Source organism: Acidithiobacillus concretivorus (assembly GCF_018853445.1).
Lineage (GTDB): Bacteria > Pseudomonadota > Gammaproteobacteria > Acidithiobacillales > Acidithiobacillaceae > Acidithiobacillus > Acidithiobacillus concretivorus.
The window spans coordinates 1-21,182 of record NZ_JABELD010000005.1; the positions used below are offsets into that span (position 1 = coordinate 1).

A 21,182-nucleotide genomic window follows, 5' to 3' on the forward strand; every position below is an offset into this window, starting at 1 on the left:
AGCAAACCTGACAATTCCACATCGGGCAAACCGGCCAACACCCCGTAAAGCAGGCGGGTTTCCTGGGGAATCCCGTAAAAACCATCCAGGGCGGGGCGCATTTCCATGAGAATGCGGAGATTATTTGGTGATGGATTCATCATTACCAAACTGCATGCAGATAATTCTGCCGAATCAAAAGATCCTTACTTAACAGGGGCTCTTTATTCACTCTTGCCTGGGCCACAATCAACCGGTCGAATGGATCATGCGTCCAAGCCAAAGAAAAGGCCGCACGACTCACCATCGCAAAGGGGATGGTACACACGGCAAGGCCGATGGTCTGCGCCAACTCGGCAAATAATGTGTCCGGAGTCACCGTCACAACCCCTTTTTCGTTGAGATATTCAATTTCCAACAAAGCCTAGGAGACACCCTAAGCTCATGCGTCTCCATCATCTGCTGACCTTCCGCCGTGAATTTGTCCAGCATGCCCGCATAAAGCCAAACCAGAACGTGTGTATCAAGATAAACGATGGACATCTTCAGCCTGCCATTCCGAAGACCAGTCCAGATGCACGATGGTTTCCGGATCGCCCTGAATCACTTCAGGATGAGGGCGGAGTCGCGCCAGCTTAGCCATAGACGATAAACTCTCTTTGGGAATAATCTGTAAATGTCGACCTTTCCACTCCACATCTTCCGGCTTACCCGTGGCCAGTACGCGACGGAGTACCAAAAAAAGATTTGCTCGCAATTGTGTCGCATTCATAGCGCCTCCAACCCATGTACATACATGACCAAAACCGTACACTCACAAAAGCTATTAAGCAAGCTACCCCAAAAAAATCCAGGTTGGCCATTCTGGCGCGGCGCTTCCACGCCATAGATTCTGTTCCGCGTCCCAGCCAAGGCCCTGATCATGCCAAAAATCCCGGCAGGCATCATTGCGGCCAGTGGCGGTAAAATGACCCTGATATTCTTCATGCCCATCTGCAACAAAGCCAGGGCAATCAGCCCGTGCGGGGCAAAACGGTCTTGCGCCGAGACGGCGAGCAAAACACCGCCTGCCGCCAGCCAATTTTGCAGCTCAGCATCAGTCCAGCGCTGACCAGTGGTATTGAACTGATTGGTTTTGTTGAGGAGCTCCAGCGCCCGTACATAACGGGGATGCGCGCCATCGGTCATGGTCTCCACCTGCAAGGTGAGCTGCAAGGACTCCAGCCAGGCTGTCCTATCCATGTTTTCAGCGGCTGCATCCTGCTGTTTTTTGGCCTGAACCAGTTCGGTGCGGCGGGCAGATTCTGCCGATACCTGGGCGACCTGCGTTTCCACTGAATAGAGCAGCAGATGACGCCATTGTTCCGGGTCACCGCTGAGGGTCCGCATCTGTGGATAAGCATGGGTGACTTCTGCAATTTCCAGGGGATTATCATCTATAAAAGGGCAAGCGCTATGCGAACAATTTCGTGATCTGTCCCATGGGCAGAGGAACAGACGCAACGGGGTTTGCTGGAAAGGTTTTTTTTGACTCCATACCGGCCAACTTGTACCCTGACAAATGACGAAAAATCAAGAGTATTGGAAAATTATGGACCGTTTTCTGAGTATTCCCTGGATGGAGGCCTACGCCGCACAATGCAGCGCAGATGAAACATTGGCAGCAGCACTGGAAGGCTTCATGCCAGCATTGAATACGGCTGGCTGAACAAAGGCTATCCCAATATTTACCTAACGCTGGTCAATGGCTTACCGCAAGGCATTTCAGAAACCCCGCCGCAAAAAGCCCAACTGCGCGTTCATGCCAGCCAGGAAACCTGGATGCGCATTCACCAGCGGCAACTGAGTGGCAAAAAGCCTTTCTGACCCAACAGCTCCAGTTTCGGGGCTCCATGCTGACCTTGCTCAAATATATGGACCCCTTCAATGCCACTTTCCTGCGTATGGGTGATATTCCCGCTACTTTTTAAGCGAGACCCCGGCATCGCTGCAAAGCTTTCGCACCGGTTCCTTACGTTTCGTTTCAGTTCCTGAAGCAAACTAATAAAGGCCACCCAGAATGCAGTGGTCTTTACCATTTAAAAACATCCGGTTGTGATCAGAGATCGCCCAACAATCCATTACTACCCAGCAAACCACCCAACAGGGAGGAAGAGCTGGATGTAGTAGAAGCCGCAGAACCGGTAGCTGAATCGACAATCGAACCAAAATACAGGATGGATAACCCCGTAGGGACCAGCACGATCCAGATAAAGAGCTTGTTCAGGTTTTTGATTCGGGTCCAGAGGGCCTTGAGCACGCAGTCGTTTCCTGTTGGGTTTTGGTGTTAGGCAGTGGTTTCAGCCGCTTCGGCACGGCCGTAAATGTCATCAAAACGGACAATATCATCTTCACCCAGATACGCACCACTTTGCACCTCAATGAGCACCAGGTCCATCATGCCGGGGTTTTCCAGACGATGATGACAGCCTGCCGGAATGTAGGTGGACTGGTTGGTCATAATGAGTTTTTCTTCTTGTCCGTTGACAATACGGGCGGTGCCGGACACCACAATCCAGTGCTCGCTGCGGTGGTGATGCATTTGCAGGGAGAGCTTTTCGCCCTTTTTGACGACAATGCGCTTGATTTTGAAGTGGTCACCTTCTTCCAGAGTGGTGTAAGTACCCCAGGGGCGATGGACGGTGGCGTGGAGATCGACGGTGCTGTGTTTGCGGGCCTTGAGCTTTTCGACAATGGTTTTGACTTCCTGATCGCGGCGGCGGTCGGCCACCAGCAGGGCGTCGGGGGTATCCACAATCAGAATATCCTGCAAACCGAGAATGGCCGTGAGCCGCTCAGGACTCTGGACGACGCAATTCTGGCTATCTACCAGCACACATTCAGGGGCGTGCACCTGATTTCCGTGTGCATCTTCGGCCATCAAAGACCCATAGCCGCTCCAGGCTCCCAGATCATTCCAGTCGAAATTGGCCTGCACCACGGCCACATTGGGGGCTTTTTCCATGACGGCGTAGTCAATGGAAATGTCCGGAGCCAGGGCAAACTCCTGACCCAGTTCCCAGGTGTCGCCGTTGCGGGTGGCGGAGGCGATGGCCGCCTGGACGGCTTCCAGCACTTCCGGGGCGTCTGTTTGCAGGGCATTGAGCAGACTGTCGGCGCGCATGCAGAACATGCCGGAGTTCCAGAGGTAGTCGCCGCTGTCGAGATAATCCTGGGCTTTGCTCTGATTGGGTTTTTCGACAAAACGAGCGACCTGATAGCCGCTGTCCAGGGCGCTGCCCTTCTGAATGTAGCCATAACCGGTTTCGGGGCCGGTCGGGGTGACACCAAAGGTCACCAGATAGCCTTGTTCGGCAAGCTGCTGCGCTTTGTGTACGGATTCGGCAAAGGCTTTCTGGTCATGAATGAGGTGGTCTGAGGGCAGCACCAGCAGGATACTCTCCGGCCCGGCGACTTCCTGCGCCCAGAGCGCGGCGGCGGCCATGGCCGGGGTAGTATTGCGTCCAGTGGGTTCGAGCAGGTAGTGCACATTGCGCACCGCCTGACCATGAGTGCGGGCACATTCGGCAAAGGTATCGCGGGTCAGGAAGTAGTAATCGCGGTTAGTCACCGTCAGCAGTGGGGCATCTTCTTTGATGTCGATGACCCGGCGCAGGGTTTTCTGGATGAGGCTTTCGCCGTCGGGCAGGGCCACGAAGGGTTTGGGGAAAGCCTTGCGCGACAAAGGCCATAAACGCGAGCCGGTGCCTCCGGAGAGGATGACGGGTACTAATGCCATTTGAGAAATCCCTCATTTGCGGTTAATCATTCAAAAACTGAGGCTTACCCCTGCTATGGTATTATTGTAGTGCTGTTTGAATTCATAATGCCTCAAGCTGGACCGATAACGCAAGTTTATGGGGTGCTAGTCGGTCCAGTCTAATGGGGGGGCACCAAATATTTGACAATCTGGCTAAGTTGGCCTTGATGCGGTTACTGCGAGAGCTTAAGCATGCAAATAAATATATTGGAGTCTAAAATCGTTTATCCCAACTGGTACGTCTTGCCTAGCAAGGTGAAGAAGTCATCATTGCTAATCGGGGAATACCGGCCGTGAAGTTGGTGCCGGTCAGTCCTGCATCCGATACAGATCAGCATGACGTACTGGTTCATGAGCGACAGGGATGGGATTAATTTATCTGGACACCTGTTTATTGGTCTACGCTTTTGAGGAGCATCCCGTTTGGGGTGCTCGCGTCAAATCTGCGTTGAAGCAGAAACCTGCTTCGAGTTATGCCATTTCATCCTTGGTGAAATTTGAGTGCCTGGTCGCCCTCATGCGCGATGGTAATGTTGCACTACAACGTTACTATGAGGATGGTAGTCGCAGCTCACCGTGCTGGATATGTCTGATGAGGTGTTCACGCAAGGTGCAATGCTCCGTACCCGTTTTGGCTTGAAAACCCCGGATGCGTTACATCTGGCTGTGGCGCTCACGCACCGCTGTGAGGCGTTGTGGACAGCAGGTATGCGCTTGCAGAAAGCTGCCCATGGGCTCGCGGTAGACATACTGCATTAAACCAACCCAGGTTTAACTGAGGTTTTAATCTGGGCAAAAAGGCAATAAGACGCAAAAATCACCTAGCAGATATCGCTAAGTGATTGTTTTATTGGTGGCGCTTCAGGGATTCGAACCCCGGACACGCGGATTATGATTCCGCTGCTCTAACCGACTGAGCTAAAGCGCCAAGAGCGGCAAATTAAAGCGTTTACAGGCGCTGATGTCAAGCCATAGCGGGTTTTTGGAAACGTCGCCGCAAATACGGGGTGAGATACATTCCCAAGCCCATGGTCAGAAAAAATACGATGCCACTGGTTCCATTCAGGCCTAATCCAGCTACGGCCGGTCCGGGACAAAGGCCGACCAGCGCCCATCCGGCTCCAAATAAGGCAGCCCCCAAAAATAACTCCCAATCAATGCGGACTGAGGCCGAACCAGGCAGAGGGTTGCCCAGCAGGGCTTTGCCACGACGCGCACTTAAGGGCCATGCGAGAAGCATGGGCAGAATGGCACCCCCGAGAACAAAGGCGAGGGTCGGATCCCAATTACCCAGAACATCCATCCAGCCCTGGACCCGATCAGCATTGACCATATCCGAGACAATCAAACCCAGGCCAAAAAGTGATCCTGCAAACAGAGCGCTGATCAGTCGTAACATTAAATCACCCCCCAAAGCTGCCGAAAAATAGAGATGGCTATTATCCCACTCAATAAATAAACCGCCGTCGCAAAAATGCTGCGTATGGAAAAGCGTGAGATCCCGCAGACACCATGTCCAGAGGTGCAACCATTGGCCAGACGACTTCCCATCCCGACTAACAGACCGGCAATGATGATCAGAGTGAGGTTGCTGGTGACGTGGGTTTCGACCGGGGCAACAAAGTGGACCCAGAGGGCCGGAACTATGAATAAGCCGAACAGGAAGACAAGCCGTTCCCATCCATTTCCCCAGCCAGAACGATCGATGAGACCGCCAATAAGGCCACTGACGCCCATAATGCGACCGTTGACCACCAAAAAGGTCAAGGCCGCAGTGCCAATCATCAAGCCCCCAACAAAGCCCATAAGCCATTCATGTTGCATCAGAATATCTCCAGGATGTGGTGGGGAACTTAAACCGCATTGAGTGGAATGCGGAGGTAGGCTACGCCGTTATTCTCCTTGGGGGGAAGTTCGCCAGCGCGGATATTGACCTGAAGTGCCGGCAAAATCAGTTTGGGCATGGCCAGGGTGGCATCCCTTTTTTGGCGGAGTGCGACAAAATCGGCCAGACTCCGATGATTGCCCAGATGAATGTTATTGGCTTTTTCCTCGGCGACTGTGCTCTCCCAGCGGAATTCGTCACGTCCTGGAGCTTTGTAATCATGACCGACAAACAGACGCGTTTTTTCGGGCAGCGCGAAAATACGCTGGACTGAATGGTAAAGTGTTTCAGCATTGCCACCAGGAAAATCACAGCGAGCAGAGCCGTAATCCGGCATGAACAGGGTATCTCCGACAAAGGCAGCGTCACCGATGACGTAAGTCAGGCAAGCGGGCGTGTGGCCGGGCGTATGCATGGCCTGGACGGACATTTTGCCGATAGCAAATGTTTCTCCATCTGCAAAGAGATGGTCAAATTGTCTGCCGTCCTGAGGAATCTGATCGGACTCGTCATAGATCTGCGCAAAGGTTTTCTGAACCTGGGTAATGTGGGCCCCAATGCCTATTTTGCAGCCGAGTTCCTTGCGGAGATAATATGCCGCACTGAGGTGATCGGCATGGGCATGAGTATCCAGTATCCACTCAACCTGCAGGTTTTCCTCGCGAACACGCGCCAGAAGTGCATCGGCTGAACTGTGCGAAGTCCGCCCGCTGGCATAATCAAAATCCAGAACCGGATCAATAATGGCACAAGAGCGACCTTCGGGCTCTTTAATCAAATAACTGGCAGTGAAAGTGGCTTCATCAAAAAAACATTCAACAATGGGTTTCATACGCTCTCTCCTTGTTTAGAATTCATTCGTATATTTAGTTATTCTAATTCTAAAGTCAATATGGCTATAAGCACACATACTGTTGCCAATGAGCAACTTAACTGTTCAGCGCAACAGACGCCGGACCAGTAAACGCCAGGCGATCAGATAGGGGATCACGGTATAAAGCAAGAGAACGCCAAGATGATAAAGCACTTCTTGGGGGAGTTGTCCGGTCAATAGTGGTCTTAACAAGGCTACCGCATGGGTAAGCGGTAATACCTGGGCAATATCCTGGGCAAAGGCGGGGAGTGAGTGCAAAGGATAAAATACCCCGCAAAATAAAAACATGGGGGTCACAGCCAGGGTGAAGTAGTACATGAAAAAATCATAACTGCGGGCCATGGCGGTTATGACCAGGGCGAGGCTGCCAAAGCTCATTCCCGACAAAAAAATGACCGGAATACTCAGCCATACCCAGGGACCCTGAATAGCTCCGAAAAAGCTGGCTACGATGATAATGGCGATAGCGCTGATCAGGCCTTTGATGGCGGCCCAGAGCACCTCGCCAGCCAGAATGTCACTGACCCGTAAAGGTGTGGCCAGCATGGCAGCATAAGTATGTTGGGCGCTCATCCGGGTAAAAGCAGAATACAACCCCTCAAAGCTCGCAGTATTCATGACGCTGCTGGCGACAATTCCCGAAGCAATAAAGGTAATGTAGGGCATCCCGTCCATGTGTCCGACAAAATGTCCGAGCCCGTAACCTAAAGCCAGTAAATACAGTAATGGATCACCGAAATTGCCAAGCATGCTGGGGAGCAGGAGTTTCCGCCAAACCCCGAAATTGCGCTGTACCACAGCCAAGGCGCCGGGATTGGGAATGGCATCGTGCCAGGACATCAGTACCCGTCCTCACGCAAATTGCGGCCTGTGAGTCTTAAAAATACATCTTCGAGGCTGGCGGGACGCTGCAACCATCGGTAATCCGGGTTATGGACAAAATGCGTCATCACTTGCTGCAGGTTTTGCCCATAACAAATGAGGGTATCTCCGACTCTTTCGCTGAGCATTACCTGCTGTTGGTGCCAGTTTTCGGGATCCGGGGTGCTGCCATCCAGGCGGCGCAACTCCAACACCTCACCGGGAATGTGGGATTCAATCAACCCTCTGGGGGTGTCCTGCGCCAGAATTTGACCCTGATCAATAATGCCGACCTGATCAGCAAGTCGCTCCGCCTCGTCCATATAATGGGTGGTGAGCAACAGGGTCGTGCCCTGACGTCGTAAATCCCGCAGACGTTGCCAGATCAGGTGCCGCGCCTGCGGGTCGAGTCCGGTGGTGGGTTCATCGAGCAGCAGGAGCTGCGGGGCGTTAATGAGCGCGCGGGCAATGGTGAGGCGGCGCTGCATACCGCCGGACAGGGCGGAGATAGGTTGCCGGGCATAGCTGCTCAGGGCCATGAAATCGAGCAATTCCGTGCTGCGTTGACGGATTCTGGTTTTGGGAAGGCGAAAATAACGGCCATAAGTCCAGAGGTTTTCTTCTACGCTAAAATCCGGGTCGAGGTTGTCCATTTGCGGGACTACGCCGATTCGTGCCCGACCCGCTGCCCCCAATGTGGAAAGTGTCTGTCCATCCATGCGGATTTCTCCGCTGTCCAAAGGCGTCAGCCCCTGAATGGCACGTACAGTAGTGCTTTTGCCCGCGCCATTGGGCCCTACCAGGGCATAACAACCCCCCGCAGGAATGGAAAAATCTACCCCCCGCAAAATTTCGCGCTTGCCGTACTGCTTGTGCAGATGCTTCAGTTCAAGAAAAGCGGGATTCGACACAGGGACTTGTTCCCGTATGGCGCATCTTGGCCACTTCGTCTTCAAGGGATTGCAGCAGCGCTGTCTGCAGGGTGTTGAGTTGACCATGAAAAAAATGATCGGCAGGAAGCAGAAGGGTTGTGGGGTTGACGGGTAAGGCAGCTACCCACTGTTTGACGTTGGCTGCCGGCACCAACTCGTCCTGCTCACCCTGAATCAGGGTCCAGGGACAGCGGGGTGGCGATAGGTGCTGGAAGTCGAAAAGATTGACGGGCGGGGCCACTGTCAACAGACGCGTGATATGGGGATGGCGATGTACGGCCCGATAGGCCACATAAGCGCCAAAAGAAAAACCGGCTAGCCAGATATCAAAACCCGGACGTCTTTCCTGCACCCAATCGAGAACGGCCAGGCAGTCTTCTGTTTCTCCACGGCCATCGTCATAACTGCCGGCGCTTGCTCCAACGCCCCGAAAATTGAAGCGCAGGGAGGGAATTCCCAGCAGGTTGAAGGTTCTGCTGAGGTAGTGCACCACCTTGTTGTGCAGTGTGCCCCCATAGAGCGGGTGCGGGTGGAGAATGACGGCCACTGCGCCACGGGTTTCCTTCTCAGGACAAGCCGTGAGGCCTTCCAGTTCACCTGCCGGGCCGGGAATGATGACTTTCTTGCCGACGCACTCCAGGCCCGCCAGCTCGCCCCCGTCATACAGATGGCTGCGGTCTATGGGCAACATCAGATGCGCAACCTGTCTACGGGAACCCCGTCACGCAGGTGGGATTCGACAATTTCCCGCACATCATCGCCATCGACAAAGGTGTACCAGACTGCTTCCGGATAAACGACGGCTACCGGACCTTCCTGGCAGCGTCCCAGGCAGCCGCAGCGATTGACACGGACCTGATGATCACCATGAATACCCAGGGATTTGGCGTGTTTCTTGGCCAGATGAAACATTTCGTCGGCCAGTCCGCTGTTGTTGCAGGACTGTTCACCATTGTCGCGATGATTCAGGCAAATAAACATATGCCGTTGATAGAAACCTTCTTCCATAAGCGTTGACCCTTTCTCTGCTCAGGGACATCATACCCGAATCAGCTTTTACAAACAGCGTACGGAGAAATCATGCTCAGCGATTTGCTTGTCGCCAATCTGGATAATGCCCTGCGAACCCTGACCGGTCAGCATGTTGGAAGTAATCGTCCCTATCCCGGCCGGGCGGTACCCGATACCTTGCTGCGTCCCTGGGAACGTCAGGAGGCAGGCCGGATGATGCGGGTCAATCATGCCGGTGAGGTGATGGCGCAGGCCCTGTATACGGGACAGGCGGCAGGTACCAGTGATCCGCAACTACGTGCCCAGTTGGAACACGCCCGCAGCGAAGAAGAAGATCATCTGCGTTGGTGCCAGACCCGACTGCAGGAACTTAACAGTCGTCCCAGCCTTTTATCCCCCATTTGGTACGGAGCTGGCTGGAGCATGGGCTTTCTGGCCGCCCGCCAGGGCCGCGCCGCCAATCTCGGTCTGGTAGTGGCTGTGGAAAATCAGGTGGAAGAGCATCTGAACGAGCACTTGGATGCCTTGCCGGCCGATGATGATCGCAGCCGGGCCGTGGTGGCGCAGATGCGGGATGATGAAGTGGGACATGCCGAGACTGCAGAATCTCTGGGTGCCGGAAAACTGCCCATGCCGGTACGGATGGCTATGGGTGTGTTCTCCAAGGTGCTGACGCACGGGGCACTCTGGATTTAAGCGCCCCGTGTGCTCAGGATACCGTGTGTTTGGTTGCCATTGGTCGGATATGTAATTCTGAACCCCCCGGTAAATGGATGCGGTAACGACCGGCACGCACGGCTTCAGCCATGCTGCCAATGGTTTGCTTGCCGAACAGACCCACGACTTCGGCCTTCAGGGGCTTCCACTGATAGTGGACCGGGCAGGCGGTTTCGTCGGCACAGGCCTTGAGTCCCAGCACGCAACCCTGGCCGAAGGGTTGACCTTCAACCACTTCGACAATATCCAGAATGTTCATCTGGTCTGCCCCCGGCCTCAGCACAAAGCCACCACCACGGCCCTTGAAAGAATCCAGCACCCCGCGTTTAGCCAGGTCCTGAAGGATTTTTGCCAGATATTGGGCCGGAACCCGCAGATAATCGGAAATATCCCGACTTAGCACCGGTTCGCCCTCCGGTTGGGCGGCAAGATAAATTAATGCTTGTAAAGCATATTCGCTGGTTTTACTCAGTAGCATGAAAACATCCTCAGGATTCGTCGACGACTGTAAAGTCGTGGGTGATTTCCGCTGTTTTCCCCAGCATGACGCTGGCTGAACAGTATTTTTCCGCCGACAGGCTGATGGCGTGTGCTACTCGCTTGGCATCCAGTGCTTTGCCGGATACCATAAAATGCAGGTGTATTTTTGTGAATACTTTGGGGTCGGTATCAGCCCGTTCGGCCTGGATCTCAACTACACATTGCTGGATGTCCTGCCGGGATTTTTGCAGGATCATGACCACATCAATGCTCGCACAACCACCAAGACCCATGAGCAACATTTCCATGGGACGTGCGCCGAGATTATGTCCACCAATTTCTGCGGATCCATCCATGACCAAAGCATGACCACTGTCAGCATTGGCCACAAAACTCATTTGACCTGGACCCATCCATTGTACGCGTGTCTGCATGCGTCGCCCCCTTTTGCTTTTGAACAACAACCTACCATTAGATGCCAATATTCGGGCCATGTAAACCAAACAGCTTACTCAAAGCCGCACCGGGTTGCGGTTCGCGCATGAAGGCCTCGCCGACGAGGAAAGTGTTGACGTCCGCCGCACGCAGTTGCAGGACATCCTCAACATGGCGAATACCGCTTTCGGTGACCACAATGCGGTCTTCGGGTACCTGTGGGAGTAACTGCAGGGTGGTTTCAATGTCGGTCACGAAGCGATGCAGATCGCGATTATTGATGCCAATCAATGGGGTGCGCAATTTAAGGGCGCGCTGGAGTTCGGTGCTGTTGTGTACTTCGACCAGCACGGCCATACCCAGGTAGTGGGCAGATTCTTCCAGGGTTTGCAATTGTTCATCCGACAATGCCGCGACAATGAGGAGAATGGCATCGGCGCCAATGGCGCGTGCTTCCCAGACCTGATAGGGATCAATGCAGAAATCCTTTCTCAGCACTGGAATGGAGCAGGCTTCCCGGGCAGCCGTCAGGTAAATGTCGGCGCCCTGAAAATAATGCTCATCCGTCAGCACCGACAGGCAGGCCGCGCCGTGGGCTGCGTAATCCTGAGCAATGCTGACAGGATTGAAATCTTCCCGGATAATCCCTGCGGAAGGTGAAGCCTTTTTGATTTCGGCGATGACTGCTGCTTGCCCGGCACTGATTTTACTGCGGATCGAGCCGATGAAATCACGGGCTGGCCTGCTCAGGGCTACGGATTCCTGCAATTCAGCCAGGCCAAGACGGGCTTTGCGTTCAATGATTTCAGCGTGTTTGCGGGTGATGATTTCCTGGAGTATGTCCGTCATACGGATCCTTTATTGGTTTTTGCCCAGTAATTCCTGCCATTTACTCCAGGCAGCGCCTGACTTCAAAATGCCTCTTGCCAACACCACACCAACAGCTATATCGGGTACCACATCTGCCGCATAAAGTGCCGCTCCGGCGTTTAGTAAAACCACATCCAGGCGCGGTCCAGCCCGGTTTTGCAGGACTTCTTCGGCGGCCGATAATGCTTCTGCCACACTGTTGATTTGTAGGCTGGCAAGAGGTGCGCGCGCAATACCGAAGTCCTCCGGCTGAATACGGCTGCGCGAAATCAAGCCATCCTTCAGTTCGGCCATGTCTGTAGGGGCAGAAAGACTGATTTCATCCAGACCGTCATGGCCATGAACCACCAGTACGTGGCGGGAGCCCAGTTCCCGTGCCGCTTCGGCCAGTGGCATCAGCCAGCGTTCGGCGTACACGCCAAGAACCTGATGCGGGGCCCCCGCCGGGTTACTCAGGGGACCCATCAAATTGAACAATGAGCGAATAGCCAGCTCCTTGCGCGGACCGACGGCATGGCGCATGGCACCGTGATGCGCCGGAGCAAACAGAAAGCCAATACCGATTTTTTCAATGCTTTGGGCCACCGTTTCGGGGGTCATATCCATGGGCAGACCAGCAGCTTCCAGAACATCTGCACTGCCGCTGCGACTGACCATGGAACGGTTGCCGTGTTTGGCTACCCGAGCGCCCCCCGCTGCTGCGACGACGGCGGATACCGTGGAAATATTGAAGGTGCTCAGGGCATCTCCGCCGGTCCCGCAGGTGTCGAGCAGATGATCGGTGGAAACTTCTACCCGGGTCATGCAGGCGCGCAAGGCCAGGGTGGCACCAACCAGTTCTTCGACCCGTTGTCCCTTCATGCGCAGGCCCATGAGGAGGGCACCAATTTGCGCGGGCGTCCAGTCACCGGCCATGATTCCAGCAAACACATGCTGGGCTTGCTCTCTGGATAAATCCTGCCCGGCGGCAATTTGTTCAAGAATGTCGCGGACCATCATCGGGTTGCTGCTCCCTGTAAGAAGTGCTGGAGGAGGGTTTTGCCACATTCGCTGAGAATGGACTCAGGATGAAACTGCACCCCTTCCACGGCCAGTGTGCGGTGACGTAAGCCCATGATTTCTCCAGCTTCCGTCCAGGCCGTGATTTCCAGACTCTCCGGCAGGCTGTCGCGTTCGACAATCAGGGAATGATAACGGGTGGCGGGAAAGGGATCGGGCAGATCGTGGAAGATTCCCTGACCATGGTGATAGATGGGCGATGTCTTGCCATGCATCACCTGGTCAGCGCGGATCACCTTGCCACCAAAAGCCTGCCCGATGGCCTGATGGCCGAGACAAACGCCCAGCAGCGGGATTTTTCCGGCAAAGTGCTGGATAGCGGCAATGGAAATGCCCGCTTCATTGGGGGTACAGGGACCTGGCGAGATGCAGATATGGCTGGGAGCCAGTTGTGCAATGCGGGCAATATCCATGGCGTCATTGCGTTCTACCCGCACTTCTGCACCCAGCTCACCAAAATACTGCACCAGGTTGTAGGTGAAGCTATCGTAATTATCAATCATGAGTAGCATAATTGATCCATCCTATTGATTTGTATGTAACCTACCATAAAATACTCACGAATCATGCTCCTTCCATACCCTCTTTAGCGACGGCTACTTGGCAGGTACAACGACTGCAGGTGCAACACCAAGACGTTTGGCGCGGCGTGCAAATCGACGGTCATCGAAGCTTATGAATTCCGTGCAATGGCTGCTGGCCAGCAAGTGCAGGGCATCGGCGAAGTCCAGCCCCTCTGTGTGCCAGGCCAGGGCGTCGGCGATGCGCGACCATTCCTCGACATTGACGTTGGGCAGACCAAGCAGATGGTTGACGACCCTGACGAAATCCTCGTCCGCGAAGCCATAAAAGGCGCGCAAGACCCATTCGAGCTCAAGGATTACGGTCAGGGGTACGAATACCTGGGGGGATTCGGTCAAGAGTCTATGGGCAATCGGTCGTTGTCTGGCAGCCTCGGGGTCAGCCGGGTCAGCCACATAGAAACGGGCCAGAATGTTGGTATCAAGGGCGATCATCGTTGGTTTCCCGCATGGCGAGGGCGACGTCGAAATCGGCAAGACGGCGTTTGCCCGGCCGCGTGCAAACCAGCATGCCAAAGCCGTCTTCGGCAGTGGTTTGAGTGACTTGGCGCTTCACCTCGGCGTGGATGACATGACCTTCCAGGCTGAAATCGAGTTGACAGCCTGGGGTGATGCCCAAGCGGCGACGGATTTCCACCGGAATGACAACTTGGCCTTTATCGGAAACAGTTGTTAAGATGGCAGCATCCCCCTCTTACCTGGTAAGAATATTTTAGCACAAGGCATTACGCCGGCAACAGAATGTAAATGCCGAGGAGATCCATCGGTAACTGCGACGATCTGTTGATTGAGCTTGGCTTGTTCGACCTTCAGAAAGCTTCGTCTGTAATTATCATTCATGAGTAGCATGATCTGCCCTCCCTTCGGGATCCAGACCATTTTCGGCCAGGGCCACGGCCCGGAACATGGCGCGGCGCTTGTTCATGGTTTCTTCCCACTCTGCTGCGGGCTCGGAGTCAGCCACAATGCCCCCTCCGGCCTGAATATGCAGGGTGCCGTTTTTGATGACTGCAGTACGGATGGCAATGCAGGTATCCATGTTGCCATTCCAGCCCCAGTAGCCCACTGCTCCGGCATATACAGCTCGGGATACCGGTTCGATTTCGTGGATGATTTCCATGGCGCGAATTTTCGGCGCACCGGAAACCGTGCCAGCCGGGAAAGTCGCTCGTAAAGCATCCATAGCATCCAGCTCCGGGCGCAGCCGAGCAGTGACCTGGGAAACAATGTGCATGACATGGGAGTAGCGTTCGATACCAAAGGAATCTGTCAGGGTGACCGAACCGACTTCGGCAATTCGGCCCACATCATTGCGGGCCAGATCAATCAGCATGAGGTGTTCGGCACGTTCTTTGGGGTCTGCCAGAAGCTCTTTTTCCAGGGCTTCATCTTCTGCCCGGGTTTTGCCCCGGGGCCGGGTTCCGGCAATGGGGCGCACAGTGACTTGCCGGTCTTCTACCCGGACCAGAATTTCCGGTGAAGAGCCCACCAGATAAGTATCGCCCAAATCTACATAAAACATATAGGGAGAAGGATTGACGCCACGCAGGGCCCGGTAAAGGTCCAGAGGATGGGCACTCAGTTCGGTGGACAGGCGTTGCGAAGGCACGACTTGCATGACGTCGCCAGCAGCGATGTAGTCCTTGATGTGATCCACTGCGGCCATGTATCCCTCACGGCTGAAACTGGCCGTGAAGTCCTCCTCCCTGACCCGGCGGGTTTGCACGGGGGGGGGCGGCGGCATGGCACTTTGTCGCAGCCGCTTCTGAAGCTCATCCAGACGCTGAAGGCCTTGGTGATAGGCATTATTGTGACCGGGGTCCACATGAACCAGAAGCCGGATGGTTCCACGCAAATTGTCAAAAATCAGCAGCTCATCAGCCACCAGCAACTGGATTTCCGGCAGATCGAGCGGGTCAGGGAGTGTTGCGCTACGGGCCAGACGCGGCTCAATATAGCGCACAATATCATATCCGAAGTAACCGACCAGGCCACCACTGAAGCGGTCATCAACGGCTTCTTCCAGGGGCGCGACCCGAAAGCGCGTACGAAAGGCACTGATCCATTCGAGCGGGTCTTGCGGCTGGGCCCGCTCCGTTTCGATACCGTCATTGTGGACGGTCACCAAGCCGTGATGCACGCGGATAATCTGCCGGGCAGGGAGTCCGATGATGGAGTAACGCCCCCATTTTTCGCCACCCTGTACGGATTCGAGTAGATAGGCATAGGGACCATCTACCAGTTTCAGATAAGCGGAAAGAGGGGTATCGAGGTCGGCAATGACCTCGCGGGAAAGGGGTATACGGTTATAGCCCTGGCTGGCCAGAGCAGCAAAAGTGGCTTCAGAAATCACGGATCACCTCGTTGGAACGATGAAAAGAAGGGCACTGCTTTTCAGCAGCGACGCCATCGTTTTCCCGCACGTTCCAATTTCCGCATAATTTCCGGTGCTCCTGTGTCAGGCGAGAATATCCAATAATTCACTCATATTGTCCAGTACAGCATCGGGATTGAGCGTGTGTACGGGTTCGTCACCATGATATCCATAAGTTACACAGGCTACGGGCATGCCTGCTGCGCGGGCTGCCTGGGTATCATTGCAGGAATCTCCGACCAACAAACAGTCACCTACAGGCTGATGAAAGTGGGCGGCAGCATGGAGGAGTTGCATTGGATCCGGCTTCTTTTTGGGAAGACAGTCACCAGACAGGACCAGACCAAAAAAGTCATATAACGCCAGACGTTTTAACAGGGGCTCGGTAAAAGCCTTAGCCTTGTTGGTGATACAAACCAACTCCCGGCCTTGAGCCTGAAGGGCTTTGAGGGTGTCGCACACGCCCGGATAAATCTGACTGTGGTCCAGCAGATGGTCTCCGTAGTACTGACTGAAATCGACCATGGCGGCATCCAGTTCTGTTTCGCTGGGTTCCTGCTGAATACACAGGGCCCGGCGCATCAGTTCACGTACGCCATTGCCGATGAAGCCGCGAATGACCGGCATCTCGGCAGGCTGTCGCCCGAGCTTGTGGAGAGCATGGTTGGCGGCTCCGGCCAGATCCGGAGCGGTATCAATGAGCGTACCGTCCAGATCCAGCAGCACCACCCGCGCCGTGAAGGGTGCGCTGACGTTCAGTTGCACCGTCATTTAACCCGCCAGTGCCTTGCGGAAAGCCGCAATGGTGGCTTTATAGTCCGGAGTGTTATAAATGGCACTGCCAGCGACGAATACATCGGCACCAGCATCGGCGACCCGACGCACGTTATCGACTTTCACGCCACCATCTACTTCCAGTTCAATATGTTTGCCGGTCGCGTCAATGCGCTTGCGGATGGCTTCGATCTTACGCAGCGTGTAGTCAATGAAGCTCTGACCACCAAAACCGGGGTTGACGCTCATGACCAGTACCAGGTCCAGATTTTCCAGAACGTAGTCCAGCACATCGAGGGGCGTTCCGGGATTGAGCGATACGCCGGCCTTGCAACCAAGGCTGTGGATCAACTGAATGGTACGATCCAGATGAATGGTGGCTTCAGGATGCACGGTGATGATGTTGGCACCGGCCTTGGCAAACTCGGGAATAATCGAATCCACCGGGGCAATCATCAAATGCACATCCAGGGGCTTCTGGGTATGGGGTTTGATAGCCGCAGCGACCAGCGGTCCAATGGTCAGGTTGGGTACAAAATGGTTGTCCATGACGTCGACATGAATATAGTCGGCGCCGGCTTCATCCACTGCCCGCACTTCTTCACCCAGGCGGGCAAAGTCAGCGGAGAGAATGGAGGGTGAAATCTTGAATTGTGTCATACGGCCTCCAAAACAGGGCGAGAGCGCCGTGCGCCCTCGCCGTTTGCAAATACTGGAATCGCTTCAAAGACCAGTGACGCGGGGATCCAGTTCACCTTTCTTGTAGCGCTTGAACATGTCGTCCAGCTGAATCACCTTGATCTTGCTGGCATTGCCGGCCGTACCGAAGGCTTCGAAACGTTGACGGCAAATGTCGCGCATGGCATCCAGAGAAGCGGTGAGGAACTTGCGGGGATCGAAGTTCTTGGGATTTTTGTAAAGGCTCTGGCGCACAGCACCCGTGGCGGCCAGGCGCAGGTCGGTGTCGATATTGACCTTGCGCACCCCATTTTTGATGCCTTCCTGAATTTCTTCGACGGGCACGCCATAGGTTTCGCCAATATCACCACCAAATTCGTGGATGATTTTCAGCCATTCCTGGGGTACAGAACTGGAGCCATGCATGACCAGATGGGTATCAGGAATACGGGCGTGAATTTCTTTGATACGGTCAATACGCAGTACCTTGCCGGTTGGTGGCTGGGTAAATTTGTAGGCACCATGACTGGTGCCGATGGCGATAGCCAGGGCATCGAGTTTGGTGGCCTTCACAAATTGGGCGGCTTCTTCCGGATCGGTCAGCATCTGGTCGTGGGTCAGGCAGCCTTCGGCGCCCACTCCGTCTTCTTCACCAGCCATGCCGGTTTCCAGGGAACCCAGACAACCCAGTTCACCTTCCACAGAAACGCCTACAGCATGAGCCATTTCCACCACTTTGGCAGTGACGGCGGTGTTGTAATCGTAACTAGCCGGGGTTTTGGCATCTTCCATCAGGGAACCGTCCATCATGACGCTGGAGAATCCGGAGCGGATAGCCTGAATACAAACGGCCGGGCTGGCTCCGTGATCCTGATGGAGTACGACGGGAATATCAGGGTATTCTTCGATGGCGGCCAAAATGAGGTGGCGCAGGAAAGGTTCACCAGCATACTTGCGGGCACCCGCAGACGCCTGCAGGATAACCGGCGCATCAACCGCAGCGGCGGCTTCCATGATGGCACGAACCTGTTCCAGGTTGTTGACATTAAATGCGGGGATTCCGTAGCTGTGTTCTGCAGCGTGATCCAAAAGCTGGCGCAGTGAAACGAGGGCCATAGCACTTCTCCTAAACGTGAATGAAAAATGGTTAGTTTTTAATCAATCCTATAGACGGGATAAGCAAACTGCAAGCCGCCCGTCAGTCCGGTTGGTATGTTGCTTTCTAGCCGCGATGGGTGACATCTCCCACCCGGACCAGTTTCAGGGTATTAGTTCCGCCCGGAGAGCCAATGGGCTCACCAATGGTAATCAACATCAAGTCTCCGTCGCGCACTGCACCACGACGGCGCAGCTCATCTTCGGCAGCGCGCATCACCTGCACAGGATCATCATGACGATTTTGGGGGAAATTCACCGGATGAACACCCCGGTACAAAGTCACCTTACGACGGGTATACACCTGGGGCGTTAAGGCATAAATGGGCACCTTGGGATTAGCCCGCGACAACCACAACGCGGTAGAGCCACTTTCGGTAAAGGCGGCAATGGCAGCAATGGATGAGCGCAGGGTCGCCAGAAGCGCGGCGGCTGCAATGGTTTCATCCACTCCGGCAAGAGGGCGATCAATAATCTGCAGGGTGTTGGTGCTGGGCGCATGCCGTTCAACTTCGCGACAGGTACGGTCCATCGCCGCCACAGCCTCCACCGGATAAGCGCCGCTCGCCGTTTCTGCCGATAACATGACCGCATCCGTACCATCCAGAACCGCATTCGCCACATCGGAAACTTCGGCACGCGTGGGTATGGGCTGATGAATCATGGACTCCATCATTTGGGTGGCCGTGATACTCAGGCGATTATGTTTTTGGGCCAGGGCGATAATGCGCTTCTGCACTGTAGGAACGGCTGCATCGCCAATTTCCACCCCTAGATCTCCCCGGGCCACCATGATGGCCTCGGATACCGCCAAAATTTCTTCGATCGCATCGACCGCTTCGGCACGTTCGATTTTGGCAACCAGGGCACCATGCCCTCCGGCTTCACGGAACAGGCGGCGTGCTTCATCCATATCTGCCGCACTGCGCGGAAAGGAAACCGCCAGATAATCGGCTTCCAGTTGCGCGGCTGTGATGATGTCGGCCCGATCTTTATCGGTCAGGGTCGGCGCGGTGAGACCACCACCGGCGCGGTTGATCCCCTTGCTGTTGGATAATTCACCACCCTGCACTACCCGGGTATGAATTTCGCCGCCCTGAACCTTTTCGACCCAAAGCACAATCATGCCATCATTCAGCAGAAGTGTGGCACCACGATCCACATCGCTGACCAGCTGCGGATAAGTCACTCCCACCCGGGTTTGATCTCCCATGCTGCAGTGAATATCCAGAATAAAGGGCTCACCTTCTTTCAGATGAATTTTGCCATCAGCAAATTTGCCGATGCGGATTTTCGGGCCCTGCAAATCGGCCAGGACCCCAATGGCGCGACCATGGGCACGTGCCCGTTCGCGCACCATTTCCGCTCTTTGCACATGATCTTCGGGGGAACCATGAGAAAAATTGAGGCGGACGACATCGACGCCCGCCTCGATCAGACGATCGATGACCTGCACATCAGAACTGGCAGGGCCTAGGGTTGCGACGATTTTCGTCCGGCGTATCAAGCGTTGTTACCTCGTGCACGTTCTTCAAGTATAGCTACGGCCGGTAAGGTTTTGCCTTCCAGAAATTCCAGAAAGGCACCGCCACCGGTGCTGATGTAAGAAACTTTGTCTTCAATGTGGAACTGGTTGATGGCCGCGATGGTGTCGCCACCACCGGCAATGGAAAATGCTGCGCTTTCAGCGACAGCCTGGGCAATAGCCCTGGTTCCACCCGCAAAATTTTCAAACTCAAAAACGCCTACCGGACCGTTCCAGACGATGGTCCCCGCTTTTCTGAGAATCTCGGCCAACGCCTTGGCGGTATTGGGACCGATATCCAGAACCATGTCATCTTCGGCAATGTCGGCTACCGCGCAGGTACGAGCCGGTGCCGTAGCCGAAAATTCCTTGGCAACGACCACGTCTGTAGGCAGGGGAACCGCACCACCCTTGGCTTTGGCAGCAGCAATGATGGCTTTTGCCTCGGGAACCAGATCAGCCTCGCAGAGCGACTTACCCACTCCATGACCTTCGGCAAGAATGAAGGTATTGGCAATACCACCGCCAACCACCAGCTGATCTACCTTATCGGCCAGTGATTTGAGAATGGTGAGTTTGGTGGATACTTTTGAACCCGCAACAATGGCCACCAGCGGTCGTTTGGGATTCTGCAGGGCCTTGCCGAGCGCATCCAGTTCACCCACCAGCAAGGGACCAGCACAAGCAGTCGGTGCATACTTGGCAATACCATGGGTACTGGCTTCGGCGCGGTGAGCGGTACCGAAAGCATCATTGACGAAAATGTCGCAGAGTTTTCCGTATTTCTGCGCCAAAGTATCGTCATCTTTCTTTTCGCCCTTATTGATGCGACAGTTTTCGAGCATGACCACATCACCGGGCTGGACCTCAAAACCACCGTCTACCCAGTCGGCTTGTAGACGGACTGGACGACCGAGCAGCTCGGAAAGCCGCTTGGCCACCGGTGCCAGAGAGTCTTCGGGTTTAAATTCACCTTCCGTGGGACGGCCCAGGTGCGAGGTGATCATGACGCCAGCACCGGCATCCAAAGCCATTTGCACCGCAGGTGCAGAAGCCCGCACCCGGGTGTCGTCGGCAATTGCCCCTTCCTTACTCAGGGGAACATTGAGATCAGCGCGGATAAAAACCCGCTTGCCTTGTGCCAGGCCACGCTTGCACAGGTCTTCAAAGGTCAGAACATGCATGATGGCATC

27 protein-coding genes and 1 tRNA gene are annotated in these 21,182 nt (G+C 54.8%); 2 read left to right on the forward strand and 26 right to left on the reverse strand.

The annotated features are described in order from the left end of the window. Positions 1-142: 142 nt before the first annotated feature. The 5 genes from HJG40_RS01035 to HJG40_RS01055 form a co-directional block, all read right to left on the reverse strand. Complete coding sequence (locus HJG40_RS01035; RefSeq protein ID WP_215862478.1) at positions 143-400, reverse strand: type II toxin-antitoxin system VapC family toxin; 258 nt, start codon at positions 398-400, stop codon at positions 143-145. A 102-nt stretch (positions 401-502) separates the two neighbouring features. Continuing rightward, positions 503-751, reverse strand: a complete 249-nt coding sequence (locus tag HJG40_RS01040; protein ID WP_215862479.1) for a hypothetical protein — start codon at positions 749-751, stop codon at positions 503-505. Continuing rightward, positions 748-1,368 (reverse strand): hypothetical protein, encoded by a 621-nt coding sequence (locus tag HJG40_RS01045; RefSeq protein ID WP_215862480.1) that lies wholly within the window; start codon positions 1,366-1,368, stop codon positions 748-750. Before HJG40_RS01045 ends, HJG40_RS01040 begins: the two co-directional genes overlap by 4 nt. 709 nt (positions 1,369-2,077) lie before the next feature. Next, positions 2,078-2,278 (reverse strand): hypothetical protein, encoded by a 201-nt coding sequence (locus HJG40_RS01050; protein ID WP_215862481.1) that lies wholly within the window; start codon positions 2,276-2,278, stop codon positions 2,078-2,080. 27 nt (positions 2,279-2,305) lie between these two features. Beyond that, complete coding sequence (locus HJG40_RS01055; protein WP_215862482.1) at positions 2,306-3,757, reverse strand: mannose-1-phosphate guanylyltransferase/mannose-6-phosphate isomerase; 1,452 nt, start codon at positions 3,755-3,757, stop codon at positions 2,306-2,308. 597 nt (positions 3,758-4,354) lie between these two features. On the opposite strand from HJG40_RS01055, the gene HJG40_RS01060 reads away from it, so the two are divergent. After that, positions 4,355-4,537 (forward strand): PIN domain-containing protein, encoded by a 183-nt coding sequence (locus HJG40_RS01060; RefSeq protein WP_368355858.1) that lies wholly within the window; start codon positions 4,355-4,357, stop codon positions 4,535-4,537. A 92-nt stretch (positions 4,538-4,629) separates the two neighbouring features. On the opposite strand, the gene HJG40_RS01065 is transcribed toward HJG40_RS01060, so the two are convergent. The 8 genes from HJG40_RS01065 to HJG40_RS01100 all read right to left on the reverse strand — a co-directional run bounded on the left by HJG40_RS01065 (position 4,630) and on the right by HJG40_RS01100 (position 9,338). Beyond that, positions 4,630-4,706, reverse strand: a tRNA-Met gene (locus HJG40_RS01065). 36 nt (positions 4,707-4,742) lie between these two features. Continuing rightward, positions 4,743-5,177 (reverse strand): DUF6691 family protein, encoded by a 435-nt coding sequence (locus HJG40_RS01070; protein ID WP_215862484.1) that lies wholly within the window; start codon positions 5,175-5,177, stop codon positions 4,743-4,745. Further along, positions 5,177-5,602, reverse strand: a complete 426-nt coding sequence (locus HJG40_RS01075; RefSeq protein WP_215862485.1) for a YeeE/YedE family protein — start codon at positions 5,600-5,602, stop codon at positions 5,177-5,179. Before HJG40_RS01075 ends, HJG40_RS01070 begins: the two co-directional genes overlap by 1 nt. Positions 5,603-5,631: 29 nt before the next feature. After that, positions 5,632-6,495, reverse strand: a complete 864-nt coding sequence (locus HJG40_RS01080; protein WP_215862486.1) for an MBL fold metallo-hydrolase — start codon at positions 6,493-6,495, stop codon at positions 5,632-5,634. Between the two features lie 105 nt (positions 6,496-6,600). After that, positions 6,601-7,377 (reverse strand): ABC transporter permease, encoded by a 777-nt coding sequence (locus HJG40_RS01085; RefSeq protein WP_215862487.1) that lies wholly within the window; start codon positions 7,375-7,377, stop codon positions 6,601-6,603. Further along, positions 7,377-8,309: an ATP-binding cassette domain-containing protein gene (locus HJG40_RS01090; protein WP_368355859.1), complete on the reverse strand. Its 933-nt coding sequence runs from the start codon at positions 8,307-8,309 to the stop codon at positions 7,377-7,379. Before HJG40_RS01090 ends, HJG40_RS01085 begins: the two co-directional genes overlap by 1 nt. After that, the gene (locus tag HJG40_RS01095) at positions 8,287-9,021 is read right to left on the reverse strand and encodes an alpha/beta hydrolase (protein WP_215862488.1); all 735 of its coding nucleotides are present in this window, start codon (positions 9,019-9,021) and stop codon (positions 8,287-8,289) included. Before HJG40_RS01095 ends, HJG40_RS01090 begins: the two co-directional genes overlap by 23 nt. Next, complete coding sequence (locus tag HJG40_RS01100) at positions 9,021-9,338, reverse strand: (2Fe-2S) ferredoxin domain-containing protein (RefSeq protein ID WP_193650344.1); 318 nt, start codon at positions 9,336-9,338, stop codon at positions 9,021-9,023. Before HJG40_RS01100 ends, HJG40_RS01095 begins: the two co-directional genes overlap by 1 nt. A gap of 72 nt (positions 9,339-9,410) precedes the next feature. Here HJG40_RS01100 and coq7 point away from each other — a divergent pair, with 72 nt between their 5' ends. Next, positions 9,411-10,037: a 2-polyprenyl-3-methyl-6-methoxy-1,4-benzoquinone monooxygenase gene (gene coq7, locus HJG40_RS01105; RefSeq protein WP_215862489.1), complete on the forward strand. Its 627-nt coding sequence runs from the start codon at positions 9,411-9,413 to the stop codon at positions 10,035-10,037. 13 nt (positions 10,038-10,050) lie between these two features. Here coq7 and HJG40_RS01110 read toward each other — a convergent pair whose 3' ends face one another. The 13 genes from HJG40_RS01110 to HJG40_RS01170 form a co-directional block, all read right to left on the reverse strand. Then, positions 10,051-10,536 (reverse strand): RrF2 family transcriptional regulator, encoded by a 486-nt coding sequence (locus tag HJG40_RS01110; RefSeq protein ID WP_215862490.1) that lies wholly within the window; start codon positions 10,534-10,536, stop codon positions 10,051-10,053. A gap of 10 nt (positions 10,537-10,546) precedes the next feature. Further along, positions 10,547-10,972, reverse strand: coding sequence for an OsmC family protein (locus HJG40_RS01115; protein WP_215862491.1), 426 nt, complete (start codon positions 10,970-10,972; stop codon positions 10,547-10,549). 37 nt (positions 10,973-11,009) lie between these two features. Then, entirely contained in the window at positions 11,010-11,822 is an 813-nt protein-coding gene (trpC, locus tag HJG40_RS01120) for an indole-3-glycerol phosphate synthase TrpC (RefSeq protein WP_215862492.1), read from the reverse strand. A 9-nt stretch (positions 11,823-11,831) separates the two neighbouring features. After that, positions 11,832-12,842, reverse strand: coding sequence for an anthranilate phosphoribosyltransferase (trpD, locus tag HJG40_RS01125; RefSeq protein ID WP_215862493.1), 1,011 nt, complete (start codon positions 12,840-12,842; stop codon positions 11,832-11,834). Continuing rightward, the gene (locus HJG40_RS01130) at positions 12,839-13,414 is read right to left on the reverse strand and encodes an anthranilate synthase component II (protein ID WP_215862494.1); all 576 of its coding nucleotides are present in this window, start codon (positions 13,412-13,414) and stop codon (positions 12,839-12,841) included. Before HJG40_RS01130 ends, trpD begins: the two co-directional genes overlap by 4 nt. 84 nt (positions 13,415-13,498) lie before the next feature. Next, entirely contained in the window at positions 13,499-13,918 is a 420-nt protein-coding gene (locus tag HJG40_RS01135) for a type II toxin-antitoxin system VapC family toxin (protein ID WP_215862495.1), read from the reverse strand. Continuing rightward, on the reverse strand, positions 13,905-14,162 hold the full coding sequence (locus tag HJG40_RS01140; protein ID WP_215862506.1) for an AbrB/MazE/SpoVT family DNA-binding domain-containing protein: 258 nt from the start codon (positions 14,160-14,162) through the stop codon (positions 13,905-13,907). Before HJG40_RS01140 ends, HJG40_RS01135 begins: the two co-directional genes overlap by 14 nt. Before the next feature lie 153 nt (positions 14,163-14,315). After that, positions 14,316-15,836 carry an anthranilate synthase component I gene (gene trpE, locus HJG40_RS01145; RefSeq protein ID WP_215862496.1) on the reverse strand — a complete coding sequence of 507 codons (1,521 nt, stop codon included), beginning with the start codon at positions 15,834-15,836 and terminating at the stop codon, positions 14,316-14,318. 105 nt (positions 15,837-15,941) lie between these two features. Then, positions 15,942-16,628 carry a phosphoglycolate phosphatase gene (locus HJG40_RS01150; protein WP_215862497.1) on the reverse strand — a complete coding sequence of 229 codons (687 nt, stop codon included), beginning with the start codon at positions 16,626-16,628 and terminating at the stop codon, positions 15,942-15,944. Next, entirely contained in the window at positions 16,629-17,291 is a 663-nt protein-coding gene (gene rpe, locus HJG40_RS01155) for a ribulose-phosphate 3-epimerase (protein WP_215862498.1), read from the reverse strand. A 63-nt stretch (positions 17,292-17,354) separates the two neighbouring features. Continuing rightward, positions 17,355-18,425 (reverse strand): class II fructose-bisphosphate aldolase, encoded by a 1,071-nt coding sequence (gene fba / locus HJG40_RS01160; protein ID WP_215862499.1) that lies wholly within the window; start codon positions 18,423-18,425, stop codon positions 17,355-17,357. 106 nt (positions 18,426-18,531) lie between these two features. Then, on the reverse strand, positions 18,532-19,971 hold the full coding sequence (pyk, locus tag HJG40_RS01165) for a pyruvate kinase (RefSeq protein WP_215862500.1): 1,440 nt from the start codon (positions 19,969-19,971) through the stop codon (positions 18,532-18,534). Further along, positions 19,968-21,173 (reverse strand): phosphoglycerate kinase, encoded by a 1,206-nt coding sequence (locus HJG40_RS01170; protein ID WP_215862501.1) that lies wholly within the window; start codon positions 21,171-21,173, stop codon positions 19,968-19,970. Before HJG40_RS01170 ends, pyk begins: the two co-directional genes overlap by 4 nt. Between the last annotated feature and the right edge of the window lie 9 nt (positions 21,174-21,182).